Genomic DNA, 18,809 nt, shown 5'->3' with positions numbered 1-18,809 from the left:
GAACGGCGAGAAACCATCGCAATACCTATGAACATCTTGTCAGATCCTATGACGCTCGGGAAAAGCTCTCCTGAACGCCCCGCGCTGGCGGCGCTGGCCGCGTCGCTTGCGCCGAACCACGGTTACAACCCGACACGCCTCAACGGAGTTCGCATCCTCAGGAGCGAGGCAGTGCTTCACGATGTGCCCGTGCTCTACAAGCCGGGGGCGGTTTTCGTGTTGCAGGGCCGCAAGCAGGGCATGCTCGACGGTGAGGTCTACCGCTATGACGCGGAACATTATCTGGCCGTGTCGGTGCCGGTTCCTTTTCGGATGGAATCCGCAGCCAGTCCGGAATATCCCTTGCTGGCGGTCTATGTTGAGTTTGACATGGCGCTGGCCGCCGAGATCGCCTCGGCAGTGGCGGAAGCGCAGCCCGGACCGGAGATCGCCAAGGCACGAGGACTCGTATCGAGCAGAATGGAGCGCGATATCGAGGATGTCGTGCAGCGTCTGCTGCTGGCGCTCAATGATCCGCTTGAAGCCGCCGTTCTCGGGGCTGCCATCCTGCGCGAGTTACATTACCGGGTTCTCGTCGGGCCGCAGGGCGGTGCGATGATTGCGGCCCTGCAACAGCAGGGCACATCCGGCAGGATCGTGCGGAGCCTCGCCTGGTTGCGCGAGAACTACGGTTCCGGCATCTCGGTTGCCGCGCTGGCGAACGAGGCGGGCATGAGCGTGCCATCCTACCACGTTCACTTCAAAGCCCTGACCGGCAGCAGTCCCATTCAGTATGTGAAGGCGATGCGGCTTCACGAGGCAAGGCTGATGATCGCCCGGCGGGACAAATCGATCGCCGAGGTTGCGGGGGCGGTCGGGTACGCCAGTGCCGCTCAGTTCAGCCGGGATTTCAAACGACATTTCCAGCGCACAGCGTCGGAGGAGGCCAGATGGGTACGACAGCATCTAGGCGAACTCTCGTGACGTGTCTTCGCCAAAAGCGCCATCGGTAGGAACGTGGCTCGGCCACCTTGAACGGTTTGAGGCTGTGGACAGGTGGCGTTCGGCTTCCACCATGCCGCAATTCGAATTGGCTAAGGCTTGGGGATCAAAGGTTGACCACAATGTCATGACTCGCATGTTCATCTGTCGATGCCCCCCGTTCAGCAGTTCACAATTGCGAACGATATGCCCTTCTCCCCGCTTGATGGCGCTTTCCTTCGGGCTTGCCCACCGCATCCAGCAATCGCCGAAAGCTCGGGCACTCCATATGTGAAGGCGCCCGGCAATCGGCGACGTGGCGGAGCGTGTCACGCAACGCGGACAATTCGTGGATTTGCCGATCGATTTCAGCGGCCTTTTCGCGAAACACGTCACGCGGCAATTCCGGCATGCCGTTTCGGCCGAACATGCCGGCAATTTCCTCAAGCGAAAAACCCGCCGACTTTGCCATAGCGATGAGCTTAAGTTGCAGCAGCACTTCCGGCGGGAACTGCCGCCGCAGTCCGTGCCGGGAAACCGAGGAAATCAGTCCGGTCTCCTCATAGTAGCGTAGCGCGGAGGGTTTCATTCCGCTTCGCGCCGCGACCTCTCCTATATCCAGAAATTTCATGCTTGACCTCAAGTTGACTTGAAGTGGCAGCCTGCTCCCGAACCGAATTTCAAGCAAGAGGACAATAGGATGGAACAGACAAAACCGCGCTCATCGACGAACGCGCAATCGGGAATCACGACCACGCTGGCGCTTGCCATGCTGCTGGCATCACTCGGCACCAGTATCGTCAATATCGCGCTGCCCATGCTGGCGGAGGCATTTTCAGCGCCTTTCTCACAGGTGCAGGCGGTCGTTGTCGCCTATCTCGCAGCGCTCACGGTTTCGGTCGTCGTCGCCGGCCGGCTTGGCGACACTTACGGGCTGAAACCGATGCTCGTGGTCGGTCTGATCGTCTTCGCTGCAGCGTCGCTGCTCTGCGCGCTCGCGCCGAACCTGTGGCTGCTGATCGGCGCGCGGACGCTGCAAGGCGTCGGTGCCGCCTTCCTCATGACGCTCGCCATGGCTCTGATGCGCCAGACGGCGAGCGAGGCCCGTATCGGGCGGGCAATGGGCCTGCTCGGCACGGTATCTGCGCTGGGGACGGCACTTGGCCCGACGCTCGGCGGCCTGCTGATCCCGATAACAGGATGGCGCGGCATTTTCTGGGTGCAGATACCATTGGCGGTTCTTGCGTTGGTCCTCGCCATCAAGACTCTGCCGCACCATACGATTAAGGGAAAAGCGCCGTCTGCAAGCCTGTGGTCGGGGATAAATCGGAGCCTCGTGCCCAACCTCGTCGTCAATATACTTGTTGCCGCCGTCATGATGACGACGCTGGTGGTCGGCCCCTTTTATCTCAGCCTCGGTCTCGGCCTGACGGCCGGCCATGTCGGGTTTGTCATGGCGGTCAGTCCGATGATCTCCATCTTCAGCGGGATTCCATCCGGCCGGCTCGTCGATTCCTGGGGAAGCAACCGCGTGCTTGCCATTGGGCTGATGCTGTTGGCTGTCGGGGCGTTCATGCTGGCGTTGTTGCCCAACATGACAGGCGTTGCCGGTTATTTATTGTCCATCGCCGTCCTGACGCCAGGTTACCAGCTCTTTCAATCCGCCAACAACACGGCTGCGCTGGCGGACGTACCGAAGGATCGACGCGGTACGGTTTCCGGGACGCTTAACCTGTCGCGCAATATCGGCCTGATCGCGGGCGCATCGCTGATGGGGGCCGTCTTCGCCGTCGGAGTCGGGACCGAAGAATTCGCCAAAGCGACCGGTTCAGCCATTGCGGCGGGGATGCGACTTACTTTCCTGGTGGCCGGAATGATGATGCTCGTCGCCATCGCCGTCGCGCTTGGAGTTTACAATCCCGACAAACGTTCGCGTTGACCACCATCACCAGCGCCGCCGGCCAGCACTTATCCTGTGCAACAGGCTCAGTAAACCTTCGCGTCGGCCGTGCCCTTCGCGGCCTCGGTCGACTTGAAGTCGGCGAGCAGTCTGGCTGCGGCTTCCGCGAAGAGCGTCACGTCGTTGCCGATGGCGACGAAGGTCGCGCCGAGTTCGACGTAACGCTTCGACAGCGCCAGATCGCCGATGAGGATGCCGGCGGCCTTGCCGTGCGATTGGATCTTCAGGATCGCTTTCTCGACCTCCTCCTGCACCTCCGGCGCACCGGGATTGCCGAGATATCCGAGGTCTGCAGCCAGATCGGCCGGACCGATGAAGACACCGTCCACGCCTTCGGTCGAGGCAATGTCGTCAAGCGCGGCAAGGCCGGCGCGGCTCTCGACCTGCAGCAGAAGGCAGATCTCGTCATTGGCGGTCTGAACGTAGTCTTCGATGCGGTTGAAATCCGAGGCACGGGCGATCGCCGCGCCGACACCGCGTACCCCGTGGGGCGGATAGCGGACCGCCCGTACCATCGCCTCCGCCTGTTCCCTGCCGTGCACCATGGGCACCAGCAGGCTCTGGGCGCCGATATCGAGCAACTGCTTGATGATCCAGGTCTCGCCGATCGGCGGGCGGATTACCGCGTGGCTTTTCGACCCCTTCATCGCCTGCAATTGCGCGACCATCGTCGGGATATCGTTGGGAGCGTGTTCTCCATCGATCAGAAGCCAGTCGTAACCGACGCCTGCGGATATCTCCACGGTATAGGGATTGGCAAGCGCCTGCCAGAAACCGATCTGCGTGCGCTTTTCCTTAAGAGCCTGTTTGAAATGATTTTTCGGCGCAGGCATGGGAATATCCTCGAATCTGGTTGTCGCATCGGCCCGAAGACGGTCTACACCTTTCCCGTCACGGTTCCTATTCGGGGAAACGAACACCAGCCTGCGAATTCAGGCCGAGGTCCACTCTGCCAGGAAGTCCTCAGCCTCCTCGTGCGACATTCCCATGATCCTGCTGCCGAATTCGAAACTGAAGCCGTTGCGCGCGAAAGCCGAGAGTTCCTTGGCCTTGCGCTTCTCGTCGAACTCGACACGACGAAACGGGCCGAACGCGCGCTTGCGCGCGAAGACAAGCGCTGCGCGGAAATCATCCGTATCGACCAGCGCATTATCGATGATCTGGCGGTCGACGCCTTTTTCCGCGAGCCTGCGCGCAATGATACGCCGCGACTTACCGGCAGCAGTCGAGGAACGCACCCTTACCTCGGCATAGGATAGATCGTCCAGCGCGCGTATCTGCCGGCCGAATTCCACGGCGGCAAGCGACAGCGCCTTGATCTGCGCTTCGGAAATGCCCTCGAACTTCTGACGCGCCTTGCGGGCAATCGCGGTGGAAAGCTCGTGCTCGGTCATCATCTTGCGCGACAAACGATAAGCAGCGGAATTCTTCACCCAGGCCAGCATGCGCGGGGTCGGCTCCGTCATTTCCGTCTGCTCGTCGTCCGTGCCGCTCATCGGGCCTCTTGTCCGATATTGCCGTCTTCCCGCAGCCCGCGTCCCTCCGACACGGGCGCCATCAGGAAGGCCAGCAGCGTCAGCGGCAGGATCGCCACGAAGCTGGTCGAGATGCCATAAAGTTCGGCGATACTGCCGAGCAAAGGCGGAACGCCGATGGTCGCAACCAGCATCACCATGGACAGTGCTGCAAGGTTCTCCGCCGGGGAATTCACGCTGCGCATAGAGATGACAGTGGAGACCGCCAAAGGATAATTGAAGGCAACACCGCAACCGATCAAAGCCAGCGCAATCGCCGCCAGCCACTCATTTTCAAAGTTGAGGATAATGCCGAGCCCCACGGCGACGAGAACGGCCGAAGCGCGCAACAGCAACGAGGGCCGGAAGATCCCGCGCAGCCAGTCGCCCGCAAGACGGGTGGCCCCCATGCCAATGGTGAAGAAGGCAAAGAGAAGCCCTGCCCTTGCCGGGTCGGTCGTCACGCGTTCGCGGATCAGAAACATGCCCCAGTCATAGATCGCGCCCTCGATGATGGCCAGACCGAACAGCATCAGCGCGACCAGAAGGATGGCGCGGGTCGGCCGGATGAAGACCGGCGCCGCGCTACCCGATTTCGCCTGCGCGCTCATCGCGTCCGGCGTGATCCGCAATACGATGAGCGCGCAGGCGAAGACCAGCAAGCCGATTACGGCCAGATGGGCAAAGGGTGTCATGCCCTGCCCCGCCGCCCAGCCTGACGCCATCGTTCCCAGAAGCAGGCCGACGGACCAGAAGCCGTGGCTGCGGGAGATGACCTTGACACCGCTCGATTGCTCGATGCCGGTCGAGATCATGTTCTGCGCAACGTCGAGCATGGTGCGGATGAACGCGAAGAAGACGAAGCAGACAACGAAACCGGCATAGGGCACCATCGCCAGCAGCGGCGTGACGACGCTGAGGATCATCAGACTGAGCGCGGCGGTGCGCCGCGGCGAAAACCGGTTGTTGACCCTGCCGGCAATGGGCAGAGCAAGTACGGTGCCGAGCGCACCGCCGAGAAGGGCAAGGCCGAGCGTCGCCTTGTTCACCTGCATCGCCGCCTGGATATTCGGAAGGCGGGTGAACAGCGAAATGAAAAGGACCGAATTACAAAAGAAGATCAGCGCCGGAGGCGCAAGAATAGGCATGGAGGGAGGACCGGAATGGAGAAAGTCGGAGACCGAATGTTTCTGCATTGCGTCGCACAAAGCGCGGTCGCGGGCAAGCCCCCCGCAGGTCCGGCATTTCCGTGCGACGCCGTGCCGGAACCCGTCACGCCCTGCGGCTGGAACGCCAGGGCCGTCAATCGCTTTTCCGAAAGCGCGCTCAGCGGGCCTCTATATCGCCCCTGGCCCACATTTCCATGGTCTCCGACATGAAATCCGCAAAACGGCCCTCTTCGATCGATTTGCGGATGCCCTGCATCAACTCCTGATAATAGGAGAGATTGTTCCACGACAGCAGCATGCCGCCAAGCGCCTCGTTGGAGCGGATGAGGTGGTGAAGATAGGCACGGGAATAATCGCGGGACGCCGGGCAGTTCGATTCCTCGTCCAGCGGCCGCATGTCCTCGGCGTGGCGGGCGTTGCGGATATTGACCTTGCCGCGCCGGGTGAAGGCAAGACCGTGGCGGCCGGAACGGGTCGGCATCACGCAGTCGAACATGTCGATGCCGTGCGCCACGGATTTCAGAATGTCGTCCGGGGTGCCGACGCCCATCAGGTAACGCGGCTTTTCCGTGGGGAGCACCGGCAGGGTGATGTCGAGCATCTCAAGCATGACGTCCTGCGGCTCGCCGACCGCGAGACCGCCGACGGCATAACCCTTGAGATCGAGCTCTCTCAACCCTTCCGCCGAACGGATGCGTAGTTCCGGAACGTCGCCACCTTGGACAATGCCGAACATCGCCTTGCCCGGCTGCTCGCCGAAGGCGACGCGGCAGCGCTCGGCCCAACGCAGAGACATCTCCATGGCGCGCTCAATCTCCTTGGGCTCGGCCGGGAGCGCGACGCATTCATCGAGCTGCATCTGGATGTCGCTGTCCAGCAGGCCCTGGATCTCGATCGAACGTTCCGGCGACATGTGATGGATCGAGCCGTCGACATGGCTCTTGAAGGTGACGCCCTGTTCGTCGAGCTTGCGAAGCCCCGACAGCGACATGACCTGAAAACCGCCGCTATCGGTCAGGATGGGGTGCGGCCAGCGGATCAGTTCATGCAGGCCGCCGAGCCGGGCGACCCGCTCGGGACCCGGCCTGAGCATCAGATGGTAGGTGTTGCCGAGAATGATGTCGGCGCCCCCTTCCCTGACCTGATCGAGATACATGGCCTTGACGGTGCCGACCGTGCCGACCGGCATGAAGGCAGGCGTGCGGATCACACCGCGCGGCATGGATATCTCGCCGAGGCGCGCCTTGCCGGACGTGGCTTTGAGGGTGAACTGGAACTTCTCGTGCATCGGTTCAGGGGTCTTTCCGGAACAGCAGGCTGGAATCGCCGTAGGAATAGAAACGGTAGCCGGTTTCGATGGCATGGGCATAAGCCGCCCGCATGGTGTCGAGCCCGGCAAAGGCGGAAACCAGCATGAACAGCGTCGAACGCGGCAGGTGAAAATTCGTCATCAGGACATCGACGGCGCGGAAACGATAGCCCGGAGTGATGAAGATATCGGTCGCGCCGGACCAGGCACGCACCTCGCCCGCTTCGGTCGCAGCGCTTTCCAGGAGCCGCAGCGACGTCGTGCCGACGCAAACGATGCGCCCGCCGCGTTGCCGGACCGCATTCAGCGCGGAGGCGGTCCTCGCCGGCACATGGCCGATCTCGTGATGCATCTTGTGGTCGGCGGTGTCGTCTGCCTTGACCGGCAGGAAGGTGCCGGCGCCGACATGCAGGGTGACGAAATGCCGTTCAATGCCCGCGGCATCGAGCTTCTCGAACAGCTCCGGCGTGAAATGGAGACCCGCGGTGGGTGCCGCCACCGCACCTTCTTCCCGCGCATAGATGGTCTGATAGTCCTTGCGGTCCTGGCTGTCTTCCGGCCGCTTGGCGGCGATATAGGGCGGCAGCGGAATATGACCGACCGCCGCAATCGCCTGGTCGAGATCGGGACCAGACAGATCGAAGGCCAGCTCGATTTCGCCCGCCTCGCCCTTCTCCGAGACTGTCGCGGCAAGCGTCCCGAGCAGGCAGGTCTCGCCGCTGTGTCCGAACTCGATGCGGTCGCCGGCCTTGATGCGCTTGCCGGGACGGGCAAACGCCCGCCAGCGGTTGGAGGCAACGCGCATGTGCAGGGTGCAGAAGACGGGCGTGCGCTCCGCCCCTTCCCGCAAACGAACGCCTTCGAGCTGTGCCGGTATGACCTTGGTATCGTTGAAGACCAGCGCGTCGCCGGGTTTCAGGAAGGAGTCGAGATCATAAACGTTCCGGTCTTCCAACATGGGAACGCCATCGGGACGCACGACCAGCAGGCGCGCATGATCGCGCGGGCTTGCGGGCCTCAGCGCAATACTCTCTTCCGGAAGGTCGAAGTCGAATTCGTCTACACGCATGGCAACACTATTTCATCAAACGCGAAAACCCGCCCGGGCGCAAAGCGCCGAGGCGGGCTCCGATTTTCCCGACGATCAGGCGTCAGCGGCAACCTTCATCGAAACGATGGAGTCGGGATCGCGCACAGGCTCACCGCGCTTGATCTGATCGATGACGTCCATGCCTTCGATGACCTGGCCCCAGACCGAATACTGCTTGTTGAGCCAGGGGGCATCGGTAAAGCAGATAAAGAACTGCGAGTTGGCGGAGTTCGGGTTCTGCGAACGGGCCATCGAGCAGGTGCCGCGCACATGCGGGGTGGCGGAGAACTCGGCCTTCAGGTCGGGCTTCTGGGAGCCGCCCATGCCGGCGCGAGCCGGGTTGAAGCTGTCGGAGCCCTGCTTGCCGAACTGCACGTCGCCCGTCTGGGCCATGAAGTCCTCGATGACGCGGTGGAAGACAACACCGTCATAGGCGGCCTCGCGCGCCAGTTCCTTGATCCGCGCGACGTGGCCGGGAGCCAGGTCCGGGAAAAGGGAAATCACGACGCGACCCTTCGTGGTTTCCATGATGATGGTGTTTTCCGGATCCTTGATCTCGGCCATTGATTTACTCCCTGTTGTGGGCCTCGGCCCTCAGTTTCTGCCGACAGTTACCTTGATCATGCGATCCGGATCGGAGACTTCGCCGTTTCCGCCCTGACCGCGCTTGATCTTGTCGACGTATTCCATGCCCGCCACGACCTTGCCGACGACCGTGTACTGGCCGTTCAGGAAGCCGCCATCGGCGAACATGATGAAGAACTGCGAATTGGCGGAATTCGGGTCCTGCGCGCGCGCCATGCCGACGGTGCCGCGTTCGAAGGGAACGCTGGAGAACTCGGCCGGCAGATCCGCCAGGCTGGAACCGCCCGTGCCTGCGCGGCTTGCGTCATAACCATCATTCATGTCGCCGAACTGAACGTCGCCGGTCTGGGCCATGAAGCCGTCGATGACCCGATGGAAGGCGACATTGTCGTATTCGCCCTTCTTCGCGAGTTCCTTGATCTGCGCGACATGCTTCGGCGCGACGTCCGGAAGAAGTTCGATGACGACCGGACCGTCCTTCAACTGAATGGTCAGATAATCGTCGCTGGAAGCAGCTTTCACCGCGCCAGCGGTCGCGAAGGCCACGACGAGCGCGGCGGCAATACGAAAGAGTTTCATGGTCACTCCACAGACTAAAACAAGAGGGGCCTCAGCGCCCGAGCTTCGATTTCAGGGCAGCCAAAACCGCCGGCGGCACGAAAGCGCTGACATCGCCACCCATGGCGGCGATCTGGCGAACCAATGTGGCGGTAATGGGCCGGGAAGCCGTCCCGGCAGGCAGGAAAATTGTCTGCAGGTCCGGTGCCATCTGATAATTCATGCCGGCCATCTGCATTTCATAGTCGAGATCGGTGCCGTCGCGCAGGCCGCGGACAAGCAGGGTGGCACCGTTGCGCCGCGCCGCGTCCACCGCGAGACCGTCGAAAGAGACGACATCGATATCCGCCGCCCGATCCGGCAACGCATCCGTCAGGGAACGACGGATCAGCTCGGCCCGTTCATCATAGCTGAACAGCGGCGTCTTACCGGGATGGATGCCGATCGCGACGATCACTTTCGACACGACGTTCAGCGACTGGACCAGCACGTCGAGGTGACCATTGGTCATCGGATCGAAGGAACCTGGATAAAAAGCGGTCGTCATGGCAGCCCGATCATTGTCTCGACGCCTTTTGTCACGGAAGAGCGCCCGCCGCAAGTGATTTGGCCGCGGCTCCCCGAGCTTCGGAAACAGGTCGCGAAGATGAACAGCCGCTGAATGCGGCATTCAAGGCGGCTTCAGCCGGACGGGAGCATGATGGCGATACTGGTTCACAGGAACCAGCCATCTGAGGTCCCTTTTCCATGCTCGCTGTCGTGACTTTCCTCGCAATCGCCACCTCCTACCTGCTGGAAATGGCAGTTCTCGCTCTTCGCGCCTTTCTGGCGACCGGCGAGGCCTCGTCGCAACGCTGCAACGAAGATGAACGCCAGATGAACGAGCCGTTAAGGCGCGTTTCAGACGCACCTCTCTATTAACACTAACCAGTCGCTACGGAACCGATATTCCGCCAGCGCATTGTCACGGCAAATCTGCCGGTTTCGAAAGGATAACGACTATGCCCGACAAAGTAACACTGATCAATGTGGTCTGGATGTTGATGATGACGGCAATGGTTGCCACCTCCATGACCTTCTACATGGCCGACAGCAGCCAGGCGCAGTTCGGTCCGCCGATGACCGCGCGTTACCACAGCTTCGGGCATTGATCCGAAACTGGAACATTCGCGTTAAACGTTCAACCGCCGCAGAGAAAAGAAAGGAAGATCATGTTCATAACGCTGACAGTTCTTGCCGCCTTGATCAGCGGCATGTTCGTTGCCTCGGTCGCTTCGACAGTTACCGCCCTTCGGCGTGAAAGCGACGATTACAAGGCATTGATCGAACGCCACAGGGCGTTCTGAGCTGAGCGCGTAAATCTCGCGCTCCCTGAGCCGTCGGATCCACACGAGCGGCGCGAAGAGTTTCAAAGACCTCCAAGGAAAAAGCAACGGTGTTAAGCGTCAAGCACCGTTGCTCTATGAGTTTGCATTCCGGCGTTGATAATAATGATCTTCCTGCGCATCTGGCAGGAGAGCAAGCTTTTCGGATCCAGCCTTTGCTTTGCTCTCTCAACGGTTCGATGAAATCCCGAACGCACAGCGGTTCTGCTTTGTTACAAAAGCGAGTTCGGCTCAGGGAAGACGAGACGCCTTTAAGAGTGTCTCGACGGTAGAGCACCCCTCAACACAATCGAACCCGGAACAACATATCCAATGTTCCGGCCGTCCATGCACAAGACTGCCGAAGCGGTGCATCACGCCGCTGGGTCACGTTGACGTTGTCGCGACCGGCTCCAGACATTCTCAGAACGGAATGTCGTCGTCCATGTCGCGGGAGAAGCCGCCGCCGGAGGGCGCACTCGATCCGCCGCGGTTGCCGGAGGGGCCGCCGCGCGAGGGAGCGGGGGAGCCGTAGTCGTCGCCATAGCCGCCGCCGAAGTCGCCGCCGCGGGCAGCGCCCTGCCCGCCGCCTTCGCCGCGGCCGCCGAGCATGGTCAGGTTCGAATTGAAGCCCTGGAGCACCACTTCGGTCGAATAGCGATCCTGGCCGCTCTGGTCCTGCCACTTGCGGGTCTGGAGCTGACCTTCGACATAAACCGTCGAGCCCTTGCGCAGATATTGCTCGGCAACCTTGCAGAGACCTTCGTTGAAGATCACCACCGTGTGCCATTCGGTCTTTTCCTTGCGCTCGCCGGTGTTGCGGTCACGCCAGCTTTCCGACGTCGCGATGCGCAGGTTGGCAATCGGTCGACCGTCCTGGGTACGGCGGATTTCCGGGTCAGCCCCGAGATTGCCGATCAATATTACCTTGTTGACGCTACCAGCCATATTACTCACCTTGCTGCCGCCAAAGCGGCGCCCTAAAACCTATTCAATTTTCACCTTATCCCATCCGCCCGCCGGAATGGGCCGCGATCCTCTGTAATCCACAGCGAAAATGTTCTTTATTTGTTCTAATGATCGACTAAGATGCTGTCAATAGAATCGCATTCCGGCCAACAAAGCATCCTTCCGCCTCGACAGGGGCCGACAGATCACTAAATAAGGACTGTTCTCCTCCCGAGACACCCTTTTCCATCCGAGCCTTGTCCATGAGCGAACTGAAGAGCATCTCCATCCGCGGCGCGCGCGAACACAATCTGAAGGGGATCGACCTCGATCTCCCGCGCAACAGCCTGATCGTCATGACCGGCCTTTCCGGTTCGGGCAAGTCCTCGCTTGCCTTCGATACCATCTATGCGGAGGGACAACGCCGCTATGTCGAGAGCCTTTCGGCTTATGCGCGCCAGTTCCTCGAGATGATGCAGAAGCCGGATGTCGACCAGATCGACGGCCTTTCACCCGCAATCTCCATCGAGCAGAAGACGACCTCGCGCAATCCGCGCTCGACGGTCGGCACGGTGACCGAGATCTACGACTACATGCGTCTTCTCTTCGCGCGTGTCGGGGTTCCCTATTCGCCGGCGACCGGCCTGCCGATCGAGAGCCAGACCGTATCGCAGATGGTCGATCGCATCATCGCCTTCGAAGAAGGCACCCGACTTTACATACTGGCGCCGATGATCCGTGGCCGCAAGGGCGAGTACAAGAAGGAACTCGCCGAACTGATGAAGAAGGGTTTCCAGCGCGTCAAGGTCGACGGGCAATTCTATGAAATCGCCGATGTGCCGGCGCTCGACAAGAAATACAAGCACGACATCGACGTGGTGGTCGACCGTGTCGTTGTCCGGGCCGATATCGCCACCCGCCTTGCCGACAGCCTGGAGACCTGCCTCAAGCTCGCGGACGGGCTGGCAGTGGCCGAATTCGCCGACAAGCCGCTGCCGGCGGAGGAAACCGCGGCGGGCGGCTCGGCCAACAAATCGCTGAACGAAACCCATGAACGGGTTCTGTTCTCGGAGAAGTTCGCCTGCCCCGTTTCCGGCTTCACAATACCGGAAATCGAGCCGAGGCTCTTTTCCTTCAACAACCCCTTCGGCGCCTGCCCGACCTGCGACGGCCTGGGTTCGCAGCAGAAGATCGACGAAGCGCTGATCGTGCCGGAAATCAACCGGCGTCTCAACGATGGGGCGATCGCCCCCTGGGCCAAGTCGTCTTCGCCCTACTACAACCAGACGCTCGAGGCGCTGGGCAAGGCCTACGGCTTCAAGCTCTCCAGCAAATGGTCCGACCTCAGCGAAGCGGCGCAGAAGGCCATTCTTCACGGCACCGATGAGAAGATCGAGTTCCACTACGCCGACGGCGCGCGTTCCTATTCGACAACGAAAACCTTCGAGGGCATCGTTCCCAATCTCGAGCGCCGCTGGAAGGAAACCGACAGCGCCTGGGCGCGCGAGGAGATCGAGCGCTTCATGTCCGCCGCCCCCTGCCCGGCCTGCGCCGGTTTCCGGTTGAAGCCGGAAGCGCTGGCAGTGAAGATCAATGGCCTGCATATCGGCCAGGTGACCGACATGTCGATCCGGGTTGCCGGAAGCTGGTTCGAGGCACTTCCCGCCAGGCTGACCGACAAACAGAATGAAATTGCGGTGCGTATCCTCAAGGAAATCCGCGAACGGCTGCGTTTCCTGAACGATGTGGGCCTCGATTATCTGAGTCTGTCGCGCAATTCCGGCACGCTGTCGGGCGGCGAGAGCCAACGCATCCGGCTCGCGTCGCAGATCGGCTCGGGGCTGACAGGCGTTCTCTACGTGCTCGACGAACCCTCGATCGGCCTTCATCAGCGCGACAATGCGCGCCTGCTCGACACGCTGAAGCATCTGCGCGACATCGGCAATACGGTAATCGTCGTCGAACATGACGAGGATGCGATCCTGACGGCGGACTATGTCGTCGATATCGGACCGGCCGCCGGCATTCATGGGGGCCAGGTCGTGGCCGAAGGGCCACCCTCGGAGATCATGGCCAATCCAAAATCCCTGACGGGCAAGTACCTCACCGGCGAGCTTGGGGTTGCTGTGCCCGAAAAGCGGCGCAAGCCGAAGAAGGGCCAGCAGATCAAGGTGGTCGGAGCGCGCGGCAACAACCTCAAGAACGTGACCGCCGCCATTCCGCTCGGCGTCTTCACCGCGGTGACAGGCGTATCGGGGGGCGGCAAATCCACCTTCCTGATCGAGACACTTTACAAGGCGGCGGCCCGTCGCGTCATGGGCGCGCGCGAAAACCCGGCCGAGCACGAACGGATCGACGGCTTCGAATTCATCGACAAGGTGATCGATATCGACCAGTCGCCGATCGGACGCACCCCGCGATCGAACCCGGCGACCTATACCGGCGCCTTCACGCCCATCCGCGACTGGTTCGCCGGCCTTCCCGAGGCGAAGGCGCGCGGCTACCAACCGGGCCGTTTCTCGTTCAACGTCAAGGGCGGCCGCTGCGAGGCCTGCCAGGGCGACGGCGTCATCAAGATCGAAATGCACTTCCTGCCCGACGTCTACGTCACCTGCGACGTCTGCCACGGCAAGCGCTACAATCGCGAAACCCTCGACGTGCTGTTCAAGGGCAAGTCGATTGCCGACGTGCTCGACATGACGGTTGAGGAAGGCGTCGAATTCTTCTCCGCCGTTCCGGCGGTACGCGACAAGCTGCAGGCGCTCTTCGATGTCGGGCTTGGCTACATCAAGGTCGGACAGCAGGCGAACACGCTTTCCGGCGGCGAGGCGCAGCGCGTCAAGCTCGCCAAGGAACTGTCGAAGCGCTCGACCGGCCGCACCCTCTATATCCTCGACGAACCGACCACCGGCCTGCATTTCCATGATGTCGCCAAGCTTCTGGAAATGCTGCAGGAACTGGTAAACCAGGGCAATTCCGTGGTGGTCATCGAGCATAATCTCGAGGTCATCAAGACAGCCGACTGGATCATCGATTTCGGTCCCGAAGGCGGCGACGGCGGCGGTACGATCGTTGCCGAAGGCACGCCTGAAGACGTGGTGAAGGCGGAGAAATCCTATACCGGCCAGTTCCTCAAGGAACTGCTGGAGCGTCGGCCGGTGAAAAAGCGCCAGGCGGCGGAATAAGGAAACCCGGGAGGAGGACGCGCATGTCGGCAGGCACAATCCGCACCGGGATCGGCGGCTGGACCTTCGATCCCTGGGAAGGCACATTTTATCCGTCCGATCTCGCCAAGAAGCGGCAACTCGAATTCGCGAGCCGCCAGTTGAAGGCGATCGAGGTGAACGGCACCTATTATTCCAGCCAAAAGCCCGCGACCTTCGCGAAATGGGCTTCGGAGGTGCCGGAGGATTTCGTCTTCTCGCTGAAGGCCAGCCGCTTCTGCACCAATCGCAAGGTGCTGGCGGAAGCCGGGCCGTCGATCGAGAAGTTCCTGACCCAGGGGATTGCCGAACTCGGCAAGCATCTCGGACCGATCCTCTGGCAGTTCATGGGTACGAAAAAGTTCGAGCCCGAGGATTTCGAGGCTTTTCTCGCACTCCTGCCCAAGACGCTCGACGGCATCGCGCTACGCCATGTGGTGGAGCCGCGTCATGACAGCTTTTGCACGCCGGAATTTGTGGATCTGCTGGCGAAATACGGGGTTGCCGCCGTCTGCGCCGACCACCACGATTATCCCATGTTTGCGGATGTCACCGCGGATTTCGTCTATTCACGGCTGCAGAAGGGAACAGACGAGACGACGAGCTGTTATCCCGAGACGGAAATCGGCGAATGGGCAAAACGGTTCAAGACCTATGCGGCGGGCGGCGTTCCTGACGACCTGCCTGTGATCGCTCCGGAAAAAGCCGTCGAGAAAAAACCGAGAGACGTGTTCGCCTTCTTCATTACCGGCGGCAAGGTGAACGCGCCGAACGGCGCGCGCCTTCTTCAATCCAAGGTGGATTGAAGCCTGCAAGACCACCAATCGGCGGCAAATTGTGACAATGACGAATCTGGACTAGGTTCGGTCGCAGGGGCGATCACATTCGCCTGAGAAGGGTTGAAACTCCCCCTCTTTGGCCGGCAGGCGGCAATGATGGTCGCCTGCAGCTTCCGTCGTCGAGGTGTCATGTCGGGTATTGCCGTTTTCATCAATCTTGCCGGCGCGGTCGCGTTGCTCCTTTGGGCGACCCGCATGGTCCGGACCGGGATCGAACGGGCCTATGGCAATGTTCTCAAGGAGAAATTGCGGCTTGCGCTCGGAAATCCCGTCACGGCGAGCGTCGCCGGCTTCTTCTTCGCTATTGCGCTGCAGAGCGCAACCGCGGTCGCACTGATCATCTCCTCCTTCGTTGCGGGCGGCTACGTGACATCGGCCATCGGCATCGCCACGCTGCTTGGAGCGGATCTCGGCTCGGCCTTCGTCGTCAGGATCCTGCGCTACGACCTTTCGTTGCTGATTCCAGTCCTGCTTTTGACCGGAACCATCGCCTTTCGAGCCTCCGAGGCGCGGGACTGGCGACAGGCAGGCCGCATCCTGTTCGGGCTCGGCCTGCTGCTTCTTTCGCTTCGGTTGATCGGCGAAGCGTCCGACCCGCTGCGCGGCAGCGAGATCCTGCCTATCGTCTTCAACTATCTGTCGAGGGACTGGATCACCGCCTTCCTTCTGGCCGCGCTGCTTGCCTGGGCCTTTCACTCCAGTGTGGCGACAATCCTGCTGTTTGCTTCGCTGGCCGATAAGCATCTGCTTCCACCGATGCTTATCGTGCCGCTCGTGCTTGGCGCCAATTTCGGCGCGGCGGTGATCGGCGCCATCCTCACGAAAAATGCCGAGGGCAATGCACGCGTCGTGCCGCTCGGAAACGTCGTGATCCGCGGCCTTGGCACGCTGGTGGCGCTCGCCCTGCAATTCCTCTTCGTGCTCCATCCGGAACAGCTTGCCAGCCAGCCTGGCGATGCGGTGGTTTACACACATCTCGCCATCAATGCCGCCGTCCTCCTCTTCGGACTTCCGTTCAGCGGTATCGTGGCCCGCTTGCTGGAACGACTGCTTGCGGCGCCGGCTGTCGAGGGCGGCGAGCACACACGGCTCTCGGCGCTCAATCCGGCCGATCTTTCCAATCCACGGCAAGCCATCAGCAATGCGACACGCGAAGTGCTTACGGTCTGCGAGAAGACAGAAATCATGCTGAACTGGATCTTCGATCTCTATGAACATTGGGATATGAAGAAGATGCAGCGGATCGAGGCGCTCGACGACGAGATCGATACTATCCACCGCGATATCAAATTCTATCTCGCGCGCATCTCCCAGACTGCGCTCGACGAGCAGTCGGCAGCGCAATGTCAGACCCTGCTCGGCGCGACGATCAAGATCGAACAGGCGGCAGACATCATCTCGCAGAACATGTTGATCCGCGCCCGCAAGAAACATGACCGCGATACCGTCTTTTCCGGCGAAGGATGGGCCGAGCTGTCGGCCATGCACATCGAGGTCCTGAAGAATGCCCGCCTCGCCTTCAACCTGCTGGTCAACAGGGACATCGAACACGCCCGCCAGCTCGTGGATCGCAAGGAGGCCGTGCGCAATCTTGTCCGGACCAGCGAGGAACAGCATCTTCAGCGCCTGCGCAGCGGCAATGCCGCCAGTTTCGAATCGAGTTCCCTGCACATCGACACCATGCGGGACCTCAAGGAAATCAACTCGTTGTTTGCCTCGATCGCTTATCCGCTGCTGGAGCAGAAGGGCCTTTTACGGGACAGCCGGCTGAGACAAAGGCCGGATGGCGGCGGCGAGGTCGTCAGCCGTTAGCCCCTCGCCGAGCCGCGCGCCGGCCTCGCCATGCAGCCACACACCTGCGGCCGCGGCTTCGAACGCCGGCATGCCCTGGGCCAGCAATCCGCCGATGATGCCTGCCAGCACGTCGCCGGAACCGGCGGTGGCCAGCCATGCGGGCGCGTTTTCGTTCACCAGGGCCCGGCCATCGGGCGCGGCAATCACCGTGTCCGCCCCCTTGTAGACGACAGCGGCATTGGCACGTCTTGCCGCGGCAATCGTCATGTCGATCTTGCTCAGCGCATCGTCTGCGGCGACATCAGGAAAAAGACGGGCAAACTCGCCTTCATGTGGTGTCAGCACCAGGCGGGTTTCGCCCGTGCCGAATGCCTCGAACAGCGCGTGTGGTTCGTCCCGGAAAGCGGTGATGCCATCGGCATCGAGAACCAGCCGGCGGTTTCGCAAGGCAAGCGCGAAGGTCCTGATCTTCTTACTGACACCAAAGCCCGGGCCGAGGACAAAGGTGGTGCGCCGCTCGTCGGAGAGATAGTCCGCCAGATCGGCCTCATCCTCCACTTGGTTTACCATGACAGCCGTCGTATGGGCCGCATTCGCATTCAGCGCATCGGCAGGGGATGCCAGGACCACCAGCCCTGCCCCGCTTCTCAAACCCGCCTCCGCCGAGAGCCGTGCGGCCCCGGTCGCGGTTGCGGAGCCGGAAAAAACCGTGAGATGTCCCCGGCGGAACTTGTGGGCCTCCGCCGAAAGCGCCGGCAGGGCCGCAGCCCAGGCCGCCGGAGCGTTCATGGATGCCTGCCCGGCCTGCTGCATGACGATGCGCCAGGGGATACCGATGTCATGGACCTCGACGCGGCCGCACAGCTGCCGTCCGGGCAGGAGGACGTGCCCCGGCTTCCGCGTCATGAATGTCACGGTGTGATCCGCGCGGAAGGCCGCCCCCAGCACCCTGCCGGTTCGCCCGTCGAGACCCGAGGGAAGATCGACGGCGAGCACGGGAACGCCTGCGTTGCCGACGGCAACGATCACACTGGCAACCTCCTGCGGCACGTCGCGCGCAAGTCCCGCTCCGAAGATGGCATCGATGACGACATCGCCCACGGTCGGGGCATAGGCATGCAGAGGCGATCCCTTTATCGGACAAAGCGCATGCGCCGTCGCCGCATCGCCCCTCAGACGTGCCGGGTCGCCAAGGTGATAAAGTTCGACATCAGCGCCTGCCTCCCGCAAGGCACGGGCGGCGACGTAACCATCGCCGCCGTTGTTTCCCGGCCCGCACAGGACCGCGAAGCGAAGCGCCCCCGGATAAAGCTTGAGGGCGGCTGCGGCGACCGCATGGCCCGCCTTTTCCATCAGACCAAAGGAAACGATGCCCGAGGCAGCCGCCGCAGCATCGACACGGCCCATGGCGGCAGGCGTCAAAAGGCTTCTATAGCGCTCATTTTCCATGCAAATATCAAAGCAGATTCCACGCATCCGGAAAACCATATCAATCAACCGCAAAGCAATTGCGTAT

19 protein-coding genes are annotated in these 18,809 nt (G+C 61.5%); 8 read left to right on the top strand and 11 right to left on the bottom strand.

Translation table 11 applies throughout. From position 1 onward, the window contains the following. Positions 1-33 precede the first annotated feature (33 nt). Positions 34-963, top strand: a complete 930-nt coding sequence (locus ACLBKR_RS08370; RefSeq protein WP_414901755.1) for an AraC family transcriptional regulator N-terminal domain-containing protein — start codon at positions 34-36, stop codon at positions 961-963. Between the two features lie 187 nt (positions 964-1,150). Here the strand turns inward: ACLBKR_RS08370 and ACLBKR_RS08365 are convergent, their stop codons facing one another. Next, a complete protein-coding gene (locus tag ACLBKR_RS08365) occupies positions 1,151-1,591 on the bottom strand; it encodes a helix-turn-helix domain-containing protein (RefSeq protein ID WP_414901753.1) in 441 nt (146 codons plus the stop codon). Positions 1,592-1,660: 69 nt separating this feature from the next. On the opposite strand from ACLBKR_RS08365, the gene ACLBKR_RS08360 reads away from it, so the two are divergent. Further along, on the top strand, positions 1,661-2,899 hold the full coding sequence (locus ACLBKR_RS08360; RefSeq protein WP_414901362.1) for an MFS transporter: 1,239 nt from the start codon (positions 1,661-1,663) through the stop codon (positions 2,897-2,899). Between the two features lie 47 nt (positions 2,900-2,946). On the opposite strand, the gene hpaI is transcribed toward ACLBKR_RS08360, so the two are convergent. The 8 genes from hpaI to coaD form a co-directional block, all read right to left on the bottom strand. Next, on the bottom strand, positions 2,947-3,753 hold the full coding sequence (gene hpaI / locus ACLBKR_RS08355; RefSeq protein ID WP_113339495.1) for a 4-hydroxy-2-oxoheptanedioate aldolase: 807 nt from the start codon (positions 3,751-3,753) through the stop codon (positions 2,947-2,949). Positions 3,754-3,852: 99 nt separating this feature from the next. Continuing rightward, positions 3,853-4,416, bottom strand: a complete 564-nt coding sequence (gene recX, locus ACLBKR_RS08350) for a recombination regulator RecX (protein WP_113439027.1) — start codon at positions 4,414-4,416, stop codon at positions 3,853-3,855. Then, positions 4,413-5,630 (bottom strand): MFS transporter, encoded by a 1,218-nt coding sequence (locus tag ACLBKR_RS08345; protein WP_162758834.1) that lies wholly within the window; start codon positions 5,628-5,630, stop codon positions 4,413-4,415. The genes recX and ACLBKR_RS08345 overlap by 4 nt, the downstream gene beginning before the upstream one ends. A gap of 130 nt (positions 5,631-5,760) precedes the next feature. Beyond that, on the bottom strand, positions 5,761-6,891 hold the full coding sequence (gene tgt / locus ACLBKR_RS08340) for a tRNA guanosine(34) transglycosylase Tgt (protein ID WP_113442814.1): 1,131 nt from the start codon (positions 6,889-6,891) through the stop codon (positions 5,761-5,763). 4 nt (positions 6,892-6,895) lie between these two features. Beyond that, positions 6,896-7,981, bottom strand: coding sequence for a tRNA preQ1(34) S-adenosylmethionine ribosyltransferase-isomerase QueA (queA, locus tag ACLBKR_RS08335; protein WP_113448456.1), 1,086 nt, complete (start codon positions 7,979-7,981; stop codon positions 6,896-6,898). A gap of 75 nt (positions 7,982-8,056) precedes the next feature. Then, positions 8,057-8,566, bottom strand: coding sequence for a peptidylprolyl isomerase (locus ACLBKR_RS08330; RefSeq protein ID WP_112830051.1), 510 nt, complete (start codon positions 8,564-8,566; stop codon positions 8,057-8,059). Positions 8,567-8,596: 30 nt separating this feature from the next. Continuing rightward, complete coding sequence (locus ACLBKR_RS08325) at positions 8,597-9,166, bottom strand: peptidylprolyl isomerase (protein WP_113448455.1); 570 nt, start codon at positions 9,164-9,166, stop codon at positions 8,597-8,599. A gap of 31 nt (positions 9,167-9,197) precedes the next feature. Further along, entirely contained in the window at positions 9,198-9,692 is a 495-nt protein-coding gene (gene coaD / locus ACLBKR_RS08320) for a pantetheine-phosphate adenylyltransferase (RefSeq protein WP_112830284.1), read from the bottom strand. A 200-nt stretch (positions 9,693-9,892) separates the two neighbouring features. Between coaD and ACLBKR_RS08315 the strand changes: the two genes are divergently transcribed. From ACLBKR_RS08315 to ACLBKR_RS08305, 3 genes are all read left to right on the top strand, one after another. Beyond that, a complete protein-coding gene (locus ACLBKR_RS08315; RefSeq protein WP_162757809.1) occupies positions 9,893-10,066 on the top strand; it encodes a hypothetical protein in 174 nt (57 codons plus the stop codon). 80 nt (positions 10,067-10,146) lie between these two features. Then, on the top strand, positions 10,147-10,296 hold the full coding sequence (locus tag ACLBKR_RS08310) for a hypothetical protein (protein WP_244710368.1): 150 nt from the start codon (positions 10,147-10,149) through the stop codon (positions 10,294-10,296). Between the two features lie 60 nt (positions 10,297-10,356). Continuing rightward, on the top strand, positions 10,357-10,491 hold the full coding sequence (locus ACLBKR_RS08305; RefSeq protein ID WP_280519998.1) for a hypothetical protein: 135 nt from the start codon (positions 10,357-10,359) through the stop codon (positions 10,489-10,491). Between the two features lie 441 nt (positions 10,492-10,932). On the opposite strand, the gene ACLBKR_RS08300 is transcribed toward ACLBKR_RS08305, so the two are convergent. Beyond that, entirely contained in the window at positions 10,933-11,457 is a 525-nt protein-coding gene (locus tag ACLBKR_RS08300) for a single-stranded DNA-binding protein (protein ID WP_112830053.1), read from the bottom strand. Positions 11,458-11,720: 263 nt separating this feature from the next. On the opposite strand from ACLBKR_RS08300, the gene uvrA reads away from it, so the two are divergent. From uvrA to ACLBKR_RS08285, 3 genes are all read left to right on the top strand, one after another. Then, entirely contained in the window at positions 11,721-14,642 is a 2,922-nt protein-coding gene (gene uvrA / locus ACLBKR_RS08295) for an excinuclease ABC subunit UvrA (RefSeq protein ID WP_414901355.1), read from the top strand. A 23-nt stretch (positions 14,643-14,665) separates the two neighbouring features. Then, a complete protein-coding gene (locus ACLBKR_RS08290; protein ID WP_113425792.1) occupies positions 14,666-15,466 on the top strand; it encodes a DUF72 domain-containing protein in 801 nt (266 codons plus the stop codon). A 162-nt stretch (positions 15,467-15,628) separates the two neighbouring features. Next, positions 15,629-17,311, top strand: a complete 1,683-nt coding sequence (locus ACLBKR_RS08285; protein WP_414901352.1) for a Na/Pi cotransporter family protein — start codon at positions 15,629-15,631, stop codon at positions 17,309-17,311. On the opposite strand, the gene ACLBKR_RS08280 is transcribed toward ACLBKR_RS08285, so the two are convergent. Then, positions 17,252-18,742, bottom strand: a complete 1,491-nt coding sequence (locus ACLBKR_RS08280) for an NAD(P)H-hydrate dehydratase (protein WP_414901350.1) — start codon at positions 18,740-18,742, stop codon at positions 17,252-17,254. The genes ACLBKR_RS08285 and ACLBKR_RS08280 overlap by 60 nt on opposite strands. Positions 18,743-18,809: the final 67 nt, after the last annotated feature.

Source organism: Paenirhizobium cremeum, from assembly GCF_047553425.1.
In the GTDB taxonomy this organism is placed as follows: Bacteria; Pseudomonadota; Alphaproteobacteria; order Rhizobiales; family Rhizobiaceae; genus Allorhizobium; species Allorhizobium cremeum.
This window is presented reverse-complemented; position numbering and strand designations above follow the sequence as displayed.